Here is a 17,739-nt window from a genome sequence, read left to right as displayed (position 1 = left end):
CTTTTTCGTAAAGAAACAGTAAAATGAGCGGCGTGACAACTACGAAACAGCATAAATTCAAGGGGAAAATTCTGCTGACAAGCCTTGCCGCGGCGGCTGTGCTTGTCGCATGGCTGCTGAGAGCGAAGCAGGCTGAGACGGAATGGCTGTATACGAGTCAGGACTTTCATGATCTTCCTGAAAACAGCCTTGACGTTCTGGCGATCGGCTCCCAGCGGATGCAGACGATGTTCAATCCGGCGTCCTATTATACGGCATCGGGCTATTACAGCTATATTCTGCATGCGGACTGTGAGACGATGGCGGAAACGTATCTGGTACTGGAGGAGGCGTTGCGCACCCAGCATCCGTCGGTGGTGCTGATTGATGTGACGCCGATGCTGCAGCAGACCAGTGCCTGTGTTGTCGGCGATCATTCGGTGACCTATCAGGATTACGGTGAGGATATGGGTTATATCTTCCGTGATCCCGGCAGCTTTGATCCCAAGGAAATCAATACGTATTCGCTTGAAACGATGCCGACCCTGAGCAGTTCGCAGACCGGTTTTATTCTTGAAATTCAGGGGCTGTGCGAGCAGAATCAGATTACGCCGGTTTTTGTCAATCCTCCCTATGATCAGACAGAGAATGACTCCAACTGGCTGAGTGCGATCAGTGACTATATTCTGCGCAGGCATCTGACGTTCATCGACTGCAATACGCTGGCGGAATCCACAGGCTATCAGATCAATCTCGATGGTTCACGCTATATTTCCAATACCTGGGGCGCCGAGATTATGACGAATGCCATCGTGGAACAGACAGCGGATCTGGTAGAGAATCATAAGTCCAATTCGCTTCTGGAAGAGCGGCTCAGTCGTCTTGTGGACAAGACGGAGAAGGTTTTGTTTTCGGAAGACAATCCGGATGTGAACCGGATGCTGGAGTATGCGGAGCGCTATCCGGTGATTACACTGGTGCGCTATAACGCCAGCTCTCTGTCCTCCCTTCCGGAAGATGAGGAGTGGCTGTTTACTAAGCTGGGGCTGGATTTTTCACGTACGGCAAGCCTGTTTGCAATTGTTGATCACGGCAATGTGGTGCAGTCATCCCCGCAGCCGTTTTCGGCGAATTACCTTGGTTGGTCGATTGACTTCGAATCACTTCAGATTATGCTGAACGATGATGCACTGGATAATCCTCAGAACGGTCTGCAGGTCGTGTTTCTCGACAATGATTCGGCCGGCAGCGATCCTCTGATCCGTTCTGTGCAGGCCCGTATGACGGAAGACGGACTGTGGAAGCGGGGCTGTGAAGGCTACAGCTGCCAGCTCAACCAGTAATACCTGCTGTTCCTTCGCCGGTGGATATCCGCCGGCTTTTCTTTTTTTTCATTACCGCTTGAACGAGGCTATAGATGAATGCTGCAACGCTGATGCCAAAAGATACTTTCTGCAGCAGAGTGCCCTGATAAACCACAAGATAGGTACCGGGCTTGTCGGTTCTGGCGGCGATCATGCCCTGAATCTCAGAAACAGGAACTTCGCTGCGTTGATCCCCGTCAAGATAATAAACGCGATAGCCTTTGTACCAGGTGATGGGCACAATGGTCAAGGTTCCGGCATCTGCGGAGGTTATTTCAAACTGTTTTCCTTCTGCCGTTTTTTCAAGGGTGGCTTCGGGAACATAGCTTCTAAAATCCACGGAGGAGATCGGCAGATAATCGCCGCCCGCAAGCTGTGTGCGCATGTAGGTTGCACTGTAATACGGATCAATCATCGTTCCGTCGATCAGAAAGCTGTCCCGAGTATAGGAATGAATCGTAAAGACACGGGAATAGACGCCGGAAAGACGTACGCTGCCATCGATGGCGATCAGCAGTGTCAGAATCAATGATGCTGTCCTTTCATGAGGGATGGAGAGAATCCGGTCAATTCCGATGGCACAGGGGATGGCAAGCAATGCACAGGCCAGCATTTCAAGACGCCATGGGAACTGAAGGATGCCGAGAAACTGCATATGGTCCCAAGGGGCAATTTCCAGCGGCAGTAACATCCCTGCATAGCCTGCGATCAAAGAAAAACGCAGAAACGAAAAATCCGTTCCTGCCTTCTTCCCGATGGGCAGCAGACTAAGCAGCGGCAGGACCATTAACAGATAGCCCGGATTCAGCGTCATCTGCTGTCCCGAAGCCATCCCGTAACCTCCGACACCAAACTTCAGTCCATACTGCAGAAACTCAGGCAGCGTCAGTGCAGAAGACGCAAGGTTCATCGATGATGCATAGTAGTCGAGATAGTAGTCATCTGCCTTCAGCTGTTCGAGCATTGGCAGAGTAAACCATGCACTCAAAAGAAAGGCGAGGACAGCTGCCCTTGCAAATGCGGATACAGACCGTTCCGTCAGGCGGCGATGGAAGATGATGCAGATCAATAGAAACAGGACAACGCCCATGGCGAAAGCCAGATTATGGGAAAACACCAGGCCGCAAAGCCCGATCGTAAAAGCGGCGATAGAGTCGTTCTTTTCAAAGAGTATTTCATAAATACCCTGCAAAAGAACCGGCAGAAAGGCCATCGCAAGCACTTCGCCAAGCGCGCCCCGTACATAGACATCCGTCATCCGGTAACTGGCAAGAATGTAGACGGCTGCGGCAAGAAGGGAAGCGACAGGGTTCTTTGTGATGTGATTCAGAAATCCCGCCATCGTCCGGCAGGTCAGCCACGAAGAACAAAGGATCAGTGCCACCCAGCAATAGGAAAGCGGCAGTCCCAGTACATGAAGAAGCGCAAACGGCCACAGGAACAGGTTGCAGTAGAACAGCGGACTGCCATAGCCGTAGCCTCCGTTCTGGTCTGGAAAAATCAGGGGATAAAGGTTGCCTTCCCTGATGCTTTCACTCATACTCTGAATCCGGGCAAGATGAAAGAAGGTGTCCATCTCGATGCCCACAGCATCTTTGGCAAGATAGGGCATCGTAAAGATGACCGCTGTAATCAGGGATCCGATGATCAGAAAACGCTTTTCATGCCTCATCCGAAGTACCAGGAAGGCAGCCATTCAAGGAATTTCATATAGCTCTGCGGAGCTCCGAATCCTGCGGTTGCCGGCAGGAAGAGGAAGAAGAGAACGATGCATACGGCAAGATACAGCAGCACCCATGCATAACTGCTGCGGCTCTTCTTCAGCTGGCTGCGGATTACATATACAATCGCCATCAGCATGAAGAAGCTCGTCGGATAGAAATGATAGGAGAAGACGCAGCGGTTCACAAACAGCACCCATGGCAGCAGCGCTGTCAGATAGCCGATTGAAATGATCCAGGCACTTGGTGTACGCTTGCGGATCGCATCATAGAACACGATCGGGACACACACGAAGCCGAACCAGCTGATCGCCGGATTGGTGAAGCAGGAAATGGAATGATACACACCGTTGCGCGACAGACGGCCATAGTACCAGATCGGCCGGATATCAAGAATCCACTGATACCAGTAGGACTGGTAGGGATGCGTCGCCTTCAGATTGATGTGGTAATGGTACATGTAGCTGTTCTGTGAAATGACATTGGCAATACTCCAGCCATCGCGCCATACCGGGCACCACATATAGGAAACCCAGTAGATGACTGCCGGAATGAAGATGAAGAACACGAAACAGATCCCGATCGTTTTCCAGAAACTTCTGCGCCAGCTTTGAAGAATATGATCAGCCAGATTCTTTTCTTCCTGGCTCCATTGATTCCGGTCGCTCAGACTTGCCTTTGCCGCCTGACGGTACTCATACCAGCGGCGGATCAGATTCGTAAACAGAAGAATCGCAAGACCGATGGCGCTGTAGCAGGCGGTCCACTTGGTCGCAATGCCCAGTCCCATGCAAAGGCCGGAAAGGAACAGCAGCTTCCACGTCTTCGTTAACGGCGTATCGTAGAAGTTTGTCTGATAGTAGCGGACCATGAACAGGAACATGGCCAGAATCCAGAACACTGAGAACGGCTCCAGCGTCGCAATCCGCGACGTCGTCAGATGCATGAACTCTACACTTAACAGCAGGGTACCGATCACCGCGGAACGGCGTTCATGGAACGTATTCTTTACCAGCGCATAGAACAGCGGCAGAAGAAGGATGCCTGTAATTACGCCCGGAAGACGCCATGCAAACGGGTTCATGCCAAGGAAATGAATGCTCAGAGCGATCAGACTCGTTCCCAGCAGCGGATGCACCGTCGCATACATGAATTCCTGGTTTGCGATCTCCCACGCATTGCGCGGATGATATACCTCATCGAAATAGCTCTCATAGCGATAGTCCGGATCAAGCGCCACCTTGTTCTGCTCATCAATCAAGAGCGTTGCAGGGTAGGCACTGTCTTTTCCCGGATCCTCATAGACCGAAACCGGAAGAAGTTTCTCTTCCCCATAGGCCTTGAAGCCGATCTCCGTAAGCGTATCATTTGCGTCAACGGACGTGAGACGGATATAGCGGTAATCCCAGTCACCGCTCTCGATATGATACTGATAAATCGACCCGTCGCTGAGTGTCTCAAGAATGGTCCATGTACTGAGATCGTTGGAACCTTCAATCACGATGTTATGGGTACCGATCTGCAGCGACGACAGGTTCGCATTGTTATCACCTTCACCATAGATCGAATAGATGCTGTCAAAATGGGTGCCCTCCGTCAGCTCGAAAATAATCGTCTCGGGAGTGGAAGCCGGCTGCCAAGTCGTTGAAGGAAAAACCATCGTACCAAGCTGCCAGAAGCTGACGATGCCATAGAGCACCATCAGAAGAACAATCCAGAACGCATCCCGCTTCGTATAGCGTTCCTTCCTTATAGATGGACGGAACCAGGGAAGATGCGGATATTCCACAGACTCTTCTTTTTTCTCTGCTTTTTTGGAATGTGAAGGAATGAAGCGGAACACAACAAAGACAGCAACAGCCGCCCCCGCCAACACCAGCAGCAGCTTCAACAGCTCGCTGTCCTTCAAATACGTATAGCTGAACGAATCCATAAATCCTTCCTCTTTGTACCAAAGTATTATACTGAAACCATGCGATTTGTGATCTGTCCTCTGTACCAGGAAGCGGCACCTTTGATTGAACGGATGCAGCTTAGACCGGCCGGAACCTGTGTACGCCATCCGGTCTATGAGGGTGAAGATATCCGCCTGTTTTTATGCGGATACGGATCTCTCGAGGCTGCGGCGTCGGTTTCCGCCTTTCTCGGCCAGTCCGCTGCCACGGAACGTGACTGGTATTTTCTCTATGGAAGTGCCGCCGGTATCACACGCGACGATGGCATTTACCAGCTGAACCGCATCCGCTCTCTTGACAGCGGGCGCGACTATTATCCGTCACTTTATCTCGATCTTCCCTCCGCATCCGTGACCTGCGGATCAACGGTCCTGAAAGACAACAGGGAAGGAATATCCAGCGATCTTTATGACATGGAAAGCGACGGCATCCTGCAGGCGTTTTCATTGTTTGCGGATGATTCGCACCGGCTGCTGCTGCGGTTTGTCAGCGATACGGGAAAGGAAGAAATATCTCCAAAGATGCTGCAGGATGTTTCATCTAGCTATGCCGGTACTTTCATCGATGCCATGGATGCCCTTGTGCCTCTGGTGACTTCCGTAGAATCTTCCATCCTCTGGACCAAAGAGGACCAGCGCCTCGAAGATCAGCTTGCCGATCATCTTCATGCCAGCATCACGATGCGCCGGCGGCTTCATCAGCTGTTGATCTATGCCCGTGCCTCCCATCAGGATCTCTCTTCATTTGAAAATTTGCAGGCAAAGGACCGTGCCGAAGGAAAGGAGATGCTCCATGAGCTCAGTGACCGGCTTGCGGCCAAGATTTAAGACTATTTATGTGGAGCAGGGGATTGCCTGCCATCCAAGGACCGGAAAGATCCTGTCCCGTTTTCCCGATGCCGAAATCATTCCCGTTTCTGCCTATACCGATGTCTTCAACCGCCCTCATCAAAACCGCCGCGTCCAGCAGAACAGTCAGGCTCTGATCCTTGCGGAAAAGAAGGGGACACGGCTCTATCCCTCCGCTCCCGTCTGCCAGGATTTCGGCCACGCATTTCAGGTTTGTTCCTGTGTGCTGAACTGTGTCTTTGACTGCGACTACTGCTGGCTCAAGGGGATGTTTGATTCCGCCTATCTCGTTGTTTTTGTTAACTGGGAAGACTTCTTTCAGGAAGCAGAGACTTTGCTATCAACGTCGCCGCTGTATCTTTCACTTGCCTATCAGTGTGACCTTGTTCCCTTGGAGCCATGGCTTGGCTGTATCGAAGCCTGGGCGTCGTTTGCCAAAGATCATCCGGATCTTTGGATCGAAATCCGGACAAAGGCTGCTTCAACCGCCGTGTGGGACCATCTTGAGGCACAGGAGAACCTGATTCCTGCCTTTACTCTTTCGCCGGATGAAGTGATCTTGGCGTACGAACATGGTACGCCGTCACTTTCGCAGCGGCTTTCGGCGGTTGGCTTCTGCATGGAGCGGGGCTACAACGTGCGACTGTGTCTGGATCCGCTGCTTTATGTCCCCGACTGGCAGAAAGCCTATGGCTCCATGCTTGATTCAATCGTGTCCATGATTGATCTTTCCCATGTCCGCGACATCAGCCTTGGAACCTTCCGGATCTCGCTTTCCTATCTGCACCGCATGCGTGCACAGAATCCATCCAGCGCTCTGCTGCAGTATCCCTATGAAAGCGTCAACGGCTATGCAAGACTCCCCAAACAAATGAGAGCTGCGATGGAAGACTGGATGGTAGAGCGTCTAGCGCCATACATACCCCAAGAGAAGATATTTCTGGAGAATAATGAAGAATGAGCACAACGCAGAAAACAGATGAAAAATATGCCCTCGTCACCGGTGCCTCCGGATCGATTGGTCAGGCAATTGTTGAGATGCTGCTGAAGGATGGCTGGCAGGTATACGGGACCGGCAGAAGGGAAGAGCTTCCTCCCCTTGATGAATCCTTCGTTTCTTCCCGTTTTCATTATCGTTCGATTGACCTGTTGGATGAGGATGCGATGAGACGGGTGGATGCGTTTGTGTCCGGGGTTCCGATATGCCTGATCATCAATAATGCCGGCTGCGCATACTATGGCATGCATGAACAGATCAGGGACGAACAGATTGATGCCATGGTGCGCGTCGATCTTGAAGTGCCGATGCTGATAAGTAGAAGATATGTCAGTGCTCTGGCGCAGCGTCATGGCTGGCTGATCAATATCTCCTCGGCCTGTGCCCTGGGGCCGGCTGTCAAAGGGGCTGTCTACGGTGCATGCAAGGCGGGACTTCTCCAGTTCAGCCGCAGTCTTTTTGAGGAATATCGAAAAAGCGGTCTGCGCGTCAGCTGTATCCTTCCGGATCTTACGGCAGGGGAGCTGTACCGGAATGCGGATTTTGAACCAGCCGTCGGGTCCTTGAAGCCGTCGGATGTGGCGGACGCGGTGCATACGGTTCTTCATGCAAGAGAAGGATCTGTCGTGAAATGTATCGAGTTACAGCCGCAGATGGCACAGATTGTCAAAAAGAAAGCGCTTTAGATGGCGCAAAGAGATGGAAGCCGACAATGCGGTGGTATAATCACGATGTTTACAAAAGGGGGTAAACATTTATGAAGAATGGTTCTTCGACACGTACCATCGTTGCGACCGGTCTCGGTGCGGCACTGTTTCTGGTTCTGTTCATGTTTGTCAAGATTCCTTCACCGGTTCCTGAGACAAATCTGCAGATCGCATATGGTATTTCCGGTTTCTTCGCAGCTCTCTATGGCCCTGTGTGCGGCTTCCTGGTTGCGTTCATCGGCCATGCGCTGAACGACTTCATCTCCTACGGTTCGCCATGGTGGAGCTGGATCATTGCGTCCGGCCTGAGCGCTCTGTTCACTGGCTTCTGCTATAAGAAGGTTGCGCCGGCTGTTGAGGATGGCAGATTCGGTGCAGCTGAAACAAAGGGCTTCCTTCTCTGGACTGTGATCGGTCATGCGGTTGCCTGGCTCGTTGTTGCGCCGGTGCTTGATATCGTTATTTACGGCGAGGCGGCAAACCTTGTATTCACGCAGGGTGCGGTTGCCTTCGTTTTCGATGTCATTACCGCTGCTGTCGTTGGTCTGCTGCTGCTGAAGGCTTACGCTTCGACCAAGGTCGGCAAGGGAACGCTGTCCAAGAAGGACTGACGTTCAGAGCATTATTGCTGTAACAGGCGGGCTTTGTGCCCGCTTTTTATGTTCCCGGCGGCAATGACCGTTATAATAGTACCGTTCACAAAAAGGGGTACCTATGGATGAACCTGTAATTGAGTTCCGTCACTTCGGCTTTCAGTATTATGCCCAGGCGGAGCCGACGCTTTACGACATCAACCTGACCATTCATCGTGGCGAAAAAATTCTGATTGCGGGACCTTCGGGATCCGGCAAATCGACGCTTGGCCACTGCATCAATGGTCTGATTCCAAATTCCTACCGCGGAGAAATGACAGGGGAGCTGATCGTGGACGGCATCAAGGCACCTGCGTCGCTGTTTGAACTTTCGCGCAAGGTAGGTACGGTGCTTCAGGACTCGGACGGTCAGTTCATCGGTCTCAGTGTTGGCGAGGATATTGCCTTTGCGCTGGAAAATGACAACGTTGAACAGGGCGAAATGAAGCGGCGGGTAGATCGAATTGCGAAGATGGTCGGGCTTTCGGATCTGATCGGCCAGAATCCGCATGAACTTTCCGGTGGACAGAAGCAGCGCTGCTCGCTTGCCGGTGTCATGGTCGATGATGTTGATATTCTTCTGTTTGATGAGCCGCTGGCCAATCTGGATCCATCGACAGGCAAAGTGGCGATTGAGCTGATTGATGATCTGTGCGGCGATGGCAAGACCGTGATCATCATTGAACATCGTCTGGAAGATGTTCTTCATCGCCATGTGGACCGGATCGTTCTGGTCAATGATGGCCGGATCATCATGGACGATACGCCGGACAGGGTGCTCTCCAGCAATCTTCTGATTGATCACGGGATCCGTGAGCCGCTGTATCTTACGGCATGCAAGTATGCCGGCGTGAAGATTGAACCGGAGATGCATCCGGAAAGCCTGGATGAGATGGACGTGAATGCGGTGCGCAGGCCGCTGCAGGAATGGTACGATGCCAATCAGGTTCGCCCGGCGCCTGTCAACGAGAAGCCGCTGCTCGAGATTCAGGACGTTTCGTACAGCTATGACGGTGTGAAACCTGTTCTTTCCCATATTTCGGCGACGATTCATGAAGGTGAAATGCTTAGTATCGTTGGCAAGAACGGTGCGGGCAAGTCGACGCTTTCCAAGATCCTGACCGGCTTCATCAAGGAAGATTCCGGAAAGGTACTGATGAACGGCGAAGACCTTTCTGTCCTGACTGTCAGTGAGCGTGCAGAGAAGATCGGCATCGTTCTTCAGAATCCGAATCAGATGATTTCCAAGTCGAAGATCTTTGATGAAATCGCCTTCGGTCTGCGTGTGCGAGGCATCGACGAAGCAGAAGTAGACCGCCGCGTCAGCGAGGTGATGAAGATCTGCGGACTCATTTCCTTCAAGGACTGGCCGATTTCGGCACTCAGCTACGGACAGAAGAAACGGGTTACGATTGCGTCAATCCTGGTTCTGAATCCAAAAATTCTGATTCTCGATGAACCTACGGCGGGACAGGATTATCGTCATTATTCGGAGATCATGGAGTTCCTCAAGTCGCTGAACGAGAAGGGACAGACCATTCTTCTGATTACCCACGATATGCACCTGATGCTTGAGTATACGGAGCGGGCGATTGTGCTGTGCGACGGTCAGGTGGCTGCGGATGAGAAATCCTATGAAGTGCTTTCGGACCGCGTGCTGACGGAGAGGGCAAATCTCAAGATCACTTCGCTGTTTGAACTGGCTGAGAAGGCGGGCATTGAGGATCCGCGCCGCTTTGTTGAGTGCTTCATTCATTACGATGAGAATGTTCGCAAGGAGAGCTTATGAAACTGAAGACATTTTCCTTTGCGCAGCTGGATACGTTCATCCACCGGCTGAGCGGTGTGACGAAGCTGATCTGCTTTCTTCTGATGACGAGTGCCGTCATGTTTACCTACGATATCCGTGTGATCATCGGCATCATGGTGTTTTCCTACATTCTGATGCGCATTGCCAGGATCCGCTTTTCGCAGGTGCGTCTGATGTTTGTCTATGTCTTTATCTTCCTGATTGCGAACTTCATCCTGACGTTTCTGTTCAATCCGAGATACGGTACGGAAATCTATGGTACGGAACATGATCTGTTTACCTTCGGTGGCCGTTACATTCTGACGCAGGAGCAGCTGTTCTATCAGATCACGAAGTTTTCCAAGTATCTGTCCGTGATTCCGCTCGGCATCATTTTCATTCTTACAACGAATCCGAGTGAATTCGCCTCTTCGCTCAATGGCATCGGAATCAGCTATAAGGTGGGAATGTCACTGTCGCTGACGCTGCGGTATTTTCCGGATGTGGCGGATGACTTTCAGGCAATCCGGCTGGCCCAGGAGGCACGCGGTCTCGATATGTCAAAGAAGGCGAGTGTCTCGAGCCGTCTCAAGAATACGAGTGCCATTCTGGCGCCGCTGCTGTTTACGACGATGGACCGTGTCGATCTGATTTCCAATGCCATGGATCTGCGGGGCTTTGGAAAGTCAAAGACGCGTACCTGGTATGCGCGCCGGCCGCTTGGCAAGGCGGATTACGTGTCGATCGCTGTGTGTGCGCTGGTCCTTGCGATTTCGCTGTATATTCGTTTCGCCGTCAACCATTCGTTCTATTACAACCCGTTTATCTAAGGAGGATATTCCGATGGAAATCATTAAGCCGTTAAAGGGAATGCTGGTCTTTCAGACCGATTTCGGATATAAGGAGACATCCGTCTCCGCTATGTACGGTGTTGCCAAGTGCGTGGACAGATCTCTGGAGCTGATCGACAGCACCCATGAGCTGCCGCCGTTTGATATCTGGAGCGCATCATACCGGCTGTTTCAGTCGATCCGCTTCTGGCCGAAAGGTACGATCTTTGTGTCGGTTGTTGATCCGGGCGTAGGGACGGCGCGCAAAGCCTGTGTCGCCTATACAGGAGACGGGCATTATGTCGTGACGCCGGACAACGGCTCCCTGACACATGTTGCCCGTGACAGCGGCATCGTCGCAGTGCGTGAGATCGATGAGACAGTCAACCGTCTTCACGGCTTCGGCACCGATGAGACCAGTGTGTTCCATGGCAGGGATCTCTTCGGTTATTGTGCAGCTAAACTGGCGGCGGGAAAGATCACCTTTGAAGAAGTGGGACCTGCCTATGATCCGAAGGATGTTGTGACATTTGTTATTCCGGAAGCGAGCGTAACAGACGGAAAAGCGGAAGGCATCATCGAAATCGATGACACCAACTTCGGCAATCTCTTTACCAATATTCCGACAAAGCAGATGCTTTCCCACGGCTTTGGCTATGGAGAAACGGTTCATGTCAGAATCAGCCACGGCATCACGGCATTTGAGGAAGACATTCCGTTTGAAAAAACGTTTGGAGATGTTAAGGTCGGTGAACCTGTGCTCTACAACAATGAGCTGATGAAGGCTTCGCTGGCTGTATGCCGCGGATCGTTTGTAGAGAAGTATCATGTCGGTTTCGGTCCGGACTGGCGTGTGGAGCTCGTTGAGAAATGAAACCGATCATTGTTCTGCAGACGGATTTTTCCGAGACCTGGGGCGCCGTTTCCGAGATGAAGGGCGTCATCAAGATCGTGGACCGCGAACTTGAGGTGGAGGACAGCTGCCACGAGATCAAGTGCTTTGATCCCTGGGAGGCTTCGCTTGCCCTGGATGCGATCGAGCCATACTGGCCGAAGGGAACGGTGTTCGTGTCGGTGGTTGATCCGGGTGTCGGTACGTCGAGACGTGCCTGTGTCGCCCTGCTGAAGGATGGTAGCTATGTCGTGACACCGGACAACGGAACTCTGACGCATGTGAAACATAACGTTGGCATTGCCGCTGTACGTGAGATTGATGAGACAGTGAACCGTTATCATGCGCGGGAAAACGTGTCAGTCTTCCATGGCCGCGATCTCTTCGGTTATTGTGCAGCGAAGCTGGCTTCGGGCATCATTGACTTTGAAGGCGTCGGGCCGCAGTATCCGGTCGAGGAAACCGTTGAGTGCGAAGAGTATTCGATGAGGCCCGTGATCCGTGACCATTATGCGGAAGGTTTCCTGATGACGGGAGTCAAACATTTCGGCGGCGTCGAATTCAACATCACAAACCAAGAGTGGGGCACAACTGGCTTTCAGCTCGGCGATCGCGTGGAAATTACCATCGCAAACAAGGGTAAGACTTTTTTCCATCAGGCTGTTCCCTATGAGAAAAGCTTCGGCTTTGTCGCAAAGGGGGATCCGGTTCTCTACTGTGGCTCCTCGATGTATCTGAGCCTGGATCTGAACAGTGCCAGCTTCATGGATGCCTATGGCATCGATACGGGGAAAGACTGGACAGCCATTCTGAAGAAGGCGGAATAATCAATGGAGGCATTGCCTCCATTTTTATGTGCCGGGAAATCCTCCTTGATCTTCAAAGGGTTTGTGATATCATTAAAAAGCGTCAAAAATCAGGATCACTTTTGAGACCACGTGCAGGAATACCCAAGTGGTTGAAGGGGCAGGCTTGGAAAGCTTGTAGATCGGTAACACGGTGCCAGGGTTCAAATCCCTGTTCCTGCGCCATATGTAAAGAAGCCGCATAACAATGCGGTTTTTTTATTTTCCTGGCACCATTTTTCCCGGCACTTAGCGTTTGCATCACTTCGCTGTCTGTTTTGGAAATGGTTATTAGCGTGTTATTTAGAATTATAAAAAACGTCCATCATGTATGAACGTTCTTCTCTATCGGGTGATCAGGCATCAAACGGCGGCTCATCCACAGGTTTGGGAAGGTGCAGAAGTTTGCTGCAGCGCTTCTCACCTTTTTCGGCTCTGTCCAGATCCTTTGCACATTCTGCGTCGCCGGCGTTATTCATGCGGTCAAAGAATCCGTCTGCCGCAAGGCTGTAACATTTGTAGGCAGTCTTGATATCCCTGGCGACACCAATCCCATTGAACAGACAGTCTCCGACCCGGAGATAAACACCGGCTGCCTCCCAGGCATCGGGCGACATCTGAAGAAGATTGAGCGCCTGAAGATAGTACTGGCTTGCCGTAATGGAATTCTTCGGCACAAGGCCGTCGATTCCTTTCTGATAGAAATCGCCGATCTTCAGCGTCGCAAGAATGTTGCCCTGCGCCGACGCATCTTCATAGCAGTCAAGAGCCGTTTCATAGCTTCGTTTTGTCCCGCGCCCAAGCTCATAGCAGCGGCCAAGACACGTCTTTGCCCGCACATTGCCCATAGATGCGGCTTTCTGAAAATACTGAAATGCCTCTTTATAATCAACTTTGACACCGATTCCGCGATAAAACGCTTCGCCGATCGCCGTCAGAGTCTCATCCTCATTCCGTTTTACTTCTTCGTTATTATCCATATTGCCATTGTAGCACGGGCGCCCGCTTCTTCCGATTGCGGCAGAAGCAGGCGAATGCGTATAATCAATGGTATATGAAACCATTCTACTTTCATTGGAAGGGACACCGCTACAAGGTGCAGCCGGCAGGCGTAATCCTCCTGGTTGCTGTTCTTGTCATTGCCGTGTGCCTGATTCTTCTGCCAATCGTGAACCGTTCCCGTGCCTCAATGGCCAAGCCTGCACAGTCTACGGCCGAGGCAACCTATGATGCGGCGGCGAATGTCATCGATGTCACGAAATATGAAGGAACCATTCTTGCCGAAACCCAGGATGCGGGTCAGGACTACATTGACTCCACCTTATTCCTGGGAGATTCCAATACGGCCCGTTTCATGCGGATCACAGGCGAAGACGGTTCCACCTTCACCACCAAGAACAATACGATCGGAGTCGTGGGCATGGGCATTGATGCCATTTCCACACTCAAGTGTATGCAGTTTTCAACCGGCACTTTTACGATGCCGGATGCCGTGAAGATCCTTCAGCCGCAGCGTGTCATCATCACGTTTGGAACCAATAATCTCAGCGGCTCGTCTACCGATGCCACCTCGTTTATCGACCGCTATTCGGCGCAGATTCAGAAAATCGAAGATGCCTATCCTTCACTCGACATCATCGTCAACAGCATTCCTCCGGTTGCGAAAAACCGTACCTATACCAATGTCACAATGACGCAGATCGATGCCTACAACAAGGCGATCGCCACCATGTGCCAGGACAAGGGCTGGAAATATCTGAACAGCGCTGAAACCCTGAAGGATTCTTCCAGCGGCTATGCAAAGGAAGGGTATACCATATCGGACGGTCTCCATCTTTCGACCCAGGGGCTGACGGCTCTTTTCACCTACATCCGCACCCATGCCTGGATCACGGAGGACGACCGGCCTAAGCCTCTGGCCGCGATTCCGACGATTGTCGGCGTACCGGACGGTCTGATCCGTACCGATCCTTTGACCAATGAAGACTTTACGGAAAATCCGGCAACCGAAGGGGATACCTCTACCGAAAGCGGGTGTCTCGGTGCATATGGAACCTGGGACGCGACCACATCGACCTGCACCTGGCCGACGCCGACTCCATCTGCAACAGCCGAACCAACGGCACAGTCAACCGCGGCATCTTCAACGGCCGCTTCGGATAACTCAACAACAGAAAATACAACACCGACCTCACCGCCGCCTTCGCAGCCGGCATCATCCTCGCCAGCGGATTCAACGGCGCCGACGGAAACAACTTCGCCAGCCAGTACGGAATCTCCGGCAGCACCGACGAGCAGTCCCGCAGCTTCCGAACCTGCCCAAGCCGCCGGTGCGAAGGGAACTACAGTTACAGCGGAGGATGCGGCAGAAACAGCTCCCTCCGCTTCTGTCTCTGCTGCGGAAACGATTCAATGAGAACCGGTTTCGATTCTGTTTCCATGAACGAATGTAAGCGCTATAATTTACGCAGCAATTTTAGGAGAGCACATCATGAGATATGACGCAGTGATAATCGGCGCAGGGATTACGGGGTCCCTGATTGCCCGCAGCCTGTCGCGCTTTCAGCTGAAAGTTGCCGTTCTGGAGAAGGAGAATGACATTGCCGATGGGGCGACCATGGCCAATTCCGCCATCGTCCATACCGGCTACGATCCCGAAGACGGCACGATGAAGGCAAAGATGAATGTCCGCGGCGCCCGTCTGTATCCCGATCTCTGCAAGAATCTCGGCTGTAAATATCAGGTCGTCGGTGCCTATATTGCCGCAACGAGCCCCGAAGAAGAGGAACACCTCAAAGTGCTGGCAGACCGTGCCGAGCGCAGGAAGATACCCTATGAATGGCTGAGCGGCGACGAGGCAAGACTCGAAGAACCCAACCTCAACGATTCCGTAACCAGGGTTCTTTCCTTCCCTACAACAGCGATTATCTATCCATGGGAAGTGGCAATTGCGGCCATGGAGAATGCCGTTAACAACGGCGTCGAACTCCATCTGAATACGCCGGTCACGGCTATCGAAAGCCATTTCGGCAGCTACACCGTTTACTCCGGTGACAAGGAGTTTGAGGCGACGGTTGTCATCAATGCGGCAGGTGTATGCGCCGATCAGATTGCGCGCATGGTATCCACCGATCCCGGCTTTACAATGACACCGAAGAAGGGCGAATACTTCGTCATCGACCATAATATTGAATTCGTGCACCATGTCATCTTCCCGGTGCCGGGTGCGAAAGGAAAGGGCGTCCTGGCGGTTCCGACGGTCTATAAGAATACCCTGATCGGTCCGAACAGTGACTATATCGCCAGCACGACGGATACCGGATCCACCTTCCAGGGAATGGATTACGTTCGCTCCATGATTACAAAGACGATGCGCAGCGTTCCTCTGCAGTACAGCATCCGCAACTTTGCCGGACTCCGTCCGTCTTCCTCCAGTTCTGATTTCATCATTGAAGAAGCCAAGGATGCGCCCAACTTCATCAATGTTGCGTCCATCGAGTCTCCGGGCCTTGCCAGTGCCCCGGCCATTGCCGAATATGTGACCGGTGAACTGCTCAAGGGCAAGCTTGACTTTACGGAAAATCCGGATGCCGTCATGACAAGGAAACGTCCCCTCGTCATGAATGAGCTCAGTGACGAAGAAAAGGCGGCTGCCATCAAGGCCAATCCCCTCTATGGAAAGATCATCTGCCGCTGCGAAGAAGTAAGCGAAGGAGAAATCGTCGACTGCATCCACCGCACCTGCGGCGCCACAACCGTCAAGGGCGTAAAGAAACGCGTGCGTCCGGGGATGGGCCGCTGTCAGGGCGGCTTCTGTGAGCCGCGTGTCGTCGGCATCCTTGCCCGTGAGCTGCACAGGGATCCGACCGCAATCGTCCTCGATGGCCTTGAATCAAAGATTCTGGAACAGGAGAACCGTTAATATGCGCAACTATCAGGCAGTCATTATCGGAGCCGGGTGCGCCGGTCTTTCGGCCGCAGCGAACCTGAAGAAAAAAGGCATCGAAGATATTCTTCTGATTGAAAAGGACAGTGAGCCGGGAGGAATCCTGCTCCAGTGCATTCACAACGGATTCGGCCTGCAGACGTACCACGAACAGCTCTCCGGACCCGAGTATGCGGAACGGCTGGCCGTCGAGGCCCGCCAGCAGAACGTGGAAATGAAATTCAATACGATGGTCATGGAAATTACCCGGGACCGTCATATTACCTATGTCAATTCCGAAGAGGGCTATACAACCATTTCTGCGGATGCAATCATCCTCTGCGTCGGCTGCTATGAACGCTCCCGCGGCGCCCTGGGCATCCCGGGCGAGCGTCCGGCCGGCATCTATACGGCAGGGCAGGCACAGCGCTATCTCAATATCGACGGCTACCTTGTCGGCAAGCGCGTCTTCATTCTTGGCTCAGGAGACATCGGTCTGATCATGGCACGGCGCATGACGCTGGAAGGCGCAAAGGTTCTCGGCGTAGCAGAGCTGATGCCGTATTCCAACGGCCTCCCCCGCAACATGAAGCAGTGCCTGGAGGATTTCAATATTCCTCTCTACCTTTCGCATACCGTGACCAACGTCTACGGTCATGAGCGTCTGGAGCGCATTGAGCTCAGCGAAGTCGGGCCTGACCGCAAGCCCATCAAGGGCAGCGAAATGTACTTTGACGTCGATACGCTGCTGCTGTCGTGCGGACTGATTCCGGAGAATCATCTTGGCGACGCCTGCGGCATCGAAATGGATCCGCATATCAAAGGGCCGCGTGTCGATGAAAACTACATGAGCAGCGTCGATGGCATCTTTGCGGCAGGCAACGGTCTGCATGTGCACGATCTTGCCGACTATGTGGTGCATCAGGCGGCGAAGGCCGCAGAAGGTGCCGCCCGGTATCTTACGAAGGGGAAAAATACAGGTGGCGAAATCCCGACGATCCCCGGACAGAATGTCGGTTACGTGGTACCGGGTACGCTGCATACGAGTGATCTTCCGGCTCTGGTGGAGTTCTATTTTCGGGTCCGCAAACCGATTGCGAAGGGAACGATCCGGATCCGAAATGGTGAGAATGTGATCCGTTCCATTGCCAAGGAACATCTGATTCCTTCCGAAATGGAACAGGTACTGATCGCTGGAAAGCAGCTGGAAAACGCTGCGGGCGACATTACCGTTGAAGTCGTGGAGGAAAACTGA

At 52.5% G+C, this 17,739-nt stretch carries 15 protein-coding genes and 1 tRNA gene; 13 read left to right on the top strand and 3 right to left on the bottom strand.

The genetic code is table 11. From position 1 onward, the window contains the following. Positions 1 to 32 precede the first annotated feature (32 nt). Complete coding sequence (locus C1714_RS11720) at positions 33 to 1,322, top strand: hypothetical protein (RefSeq protein ID WP_135567940.1); 1,290 nt, start codon at positions 33 to 35, stop codon at positions 1,320 to 1,322. Here the strand turns inward: C1714_RS11720 and C1714_RS11715 are convergent. Both C1714_RS11715 and C1714_RS11710 read right to left on the bottom strand, forming a co-directional pair. Continuing rightward, on the bottom strand, positions 1,312 to 3,015 hold the full coding sequence (locus tag C1714_RS11715; protein ID WP_167850051.1) for a hypothetical protein: 1,704 nt from the start codon (positions 3,013 to 3,015) through the stop codon (positions 1,312 to 1,314). The genes C1714_RS11720 and C1714_RS11715 overlap by 11 nt on opposite strands. Continuing rightward, a complete protein-coding gene (locus C1714_RS11710) occupies positions 3,012 to 4,997 on the bottom strand; it encodes a phospholipid carrier-dependent glycosyltransferase (RefSeq protein ID WP_167850050.1) in 1,986 nt (661 codons plus the stop codon). Before C1714_RS11710 ends, C1714_RS11715 begins: the two co-directional genes overlap by 4 nt. 39 nt (positions 4,998 to 5,036) lie before the next feature. Between C1714_RS11710 and C1714_RS13875 the strand changes: the two genes are divergently transcribed. The 9 genes from C1714_RS13875 (at position 5,037) to C1714_RS11665 (ending at position 12,745) form a co-directional block, all read left to right on the top strand. Beyond that, positions 5,037 to 5,846: a hypothetical protein gene (locus C1714_RS13875; RefSeq protein WP_167850049.1), complete on the top strand. Its 810-nt coding sequence runs from the start codon at positions 5,037 to 5,039 to the stop codon at positions 5,844 to 5,846. Continuing rightward, positions 5,812 to 6,828: a spore photoproduct lyase family protein gene (locus C1714_RS11700; protein ID WP_102343423.1), complete on the top strand. Its 1,017-nt coding sequence runs from the start codon at positions 5,812 to 5,814 to the stop codon at positions 6,826 to 6,828. Before C1714_RS13875 ends, C1714_RS11700 begins: the two co-directional genes overlap by 35 nt. After that, on the top strand, positions 6,825 to 7,550 hold the full coding sequence (locus tag C1714_RS11695) for an SDR family NAD(P)-dependent oxidoreductase (protein ID WP_102343422.1): 726 nt from the start codon (positions 6,825 to 6,827) through the stop codon (positions 7,548 to 7,550). The genes C1714_RS11700 and C1714_RS11695 overlap by 4 nt, the downstream gene beginning before the upstream one ends. Before the next feature lie 71 nt (positions 7,551 to 7,621). Next, positions 7,622 to 8,182 carry an ECF-type riboflavin transporter substrate-binding protein gene (locus tag C1714_RS11690; RefSeq protein WP_102343421.1) on the top strand — a complete coding sequence of 187 codons (561 nt, stop codon included), beginning with the start codon at positions 7,622 to 7,624 and terminating at the stop codon, positions 8,180 to 8,182. A 103-nt stretch (positions 8,183 to 8,285) separates the two neighbouring features. Then, positions 8,286 to 9,992 carry an ABC transporter ATP-binding protein gene (locus C1714_RS11685; protein ID WP_102343420.1) on the top strand — a complete coding sequence of 569 codons (1,707 nt, stop codon included), beginning with the start codon at positions 8,286 to 8,288 and terminating at the stop codon, positions 9,990 to 9,992. Next, positions 9,989 to 10,822, top strand: coding sequence for an energy-coupling factor transporter transmembrane component T family protein (locus C1714_RS11680; protein ID WP_102343419.1), 834 nt, complete (start codon positions 9,989 to 9,991; stop codon positions 10,820 to 10,822). Before C1714_RS11685 ends, C1714_RS11680 begins: the two co-directional genes overlap by 4 nt. A 13-nt stretch (positions 10,823 to 10,835) precedes the next feature. Further along, entirely contained in the window at positions 10,836 to 11,696 is an 861-nt protein-coding gene (locus C1714_RS11675) for an SAM hydrolase/SAM-dependent halogenase family protein (RefSeq protein ID WP_102343418.1), read from the top strand. Then, a complete protein-coding gene (locus C1714_RS11670; RefSeq protein WP_102343417.1) occupies positions 11,693 to 12,541 on the top strand; it encodes an SAM hydrolase/SAM-dependent halogenase family protein in 849 nt (282 codons plus the stop codon). Before C1714_RS11675 ends, C1714_RS11670 begins: the two co-directional genes overlap by 4 nt. A 113-nt stretch (positions 12,542 to 12,654) precedes the next feature. Beyond that, a tRNA-Ser gene (locus C1714_RS11665) sits at positions 12,655 to 12,745 on the top strand. 170 nt (positions 12,746 to 12,915) lie between these two features. Here C1714_RS11665 and C1714_RS11660 read toward each other — a convergent pair. Continuing rightward, positions 12,916 to 13,539: a tetratricopeptide repeat protein gene (locus C1714_RS11660; protein WP_167850048.1), complete on the bottom strand. Its 624-nt coding sequence runs from the start codon at positions 13,537 to 13,539 to the stop codon at positions 12,916 to 12,918. A 74-nt stretch (positions 13,540 to 13,613) separates the two neighbouring features. Here C1714_RS11660 and C1714_RS11655 point away from each other — a divergent pair, with 74 nt between their 5' ends. The 3 genes from C1714_RS11655 to C1714_RS11645 all read left to right on the top strand — a co-directional run bounded on the left by C1714_RS11655 (position 13,614) and on the right by C1714_RS11645 (position 17,739). Then, positions 13,614 to 14,975 carry an SGNH/GDSL hydrolase family protein gene (locus tag C1714_RS11655; protein WP_102343415.1) on the top strand — a complete coding sequence of 454 codons (1,362 nt, stop codon included), beginning with the start codon at positions 13,614 to 13,616 and terminating at the stop codon, positions 14,973 to 14,975. Between the two features lie 75 nt (positions 14,976 to 15,050). After that, the gene (locus tag C1714_RS11650; protein ID WP_102343414.1) at positions 15,051 to 16,481 is read left to right on the top strand and encodes an NAD(P)/FAD-dependent oxidoreductase; all 1,431 of its coding nucleotides are present in this window, start codon (positions 15,051 to 15,053) and stop codon (positions 16,479 to 16,481) included. A 1-nt stretch (position 16,482) separates the two neighbouring features. Further along, complete coding sequence (locus tag C1714_RS11645) at positions 16,483 to 17,739, top strand: NAD(P)/FAD-dependent oxidoreductase (RefSeq protein WP_102343413.1); 1,257 nt, start codon at positions 16,483 to 16,485, stop codon at positions 17,737 to 17,739.

The organism is Galactobacillus timonensis (genome assembly GCF_900240265.1).
Classification (GTDB): Bacteria; Bacillota_I; Bacilli_A; order Erysipelotrichales; family Erysipelotrichaceae; genus Bulleidia; species Bulleidia timonensis.
This window is presented reverse-complemented; position numbering and strand designations above follow the sequence as displayed.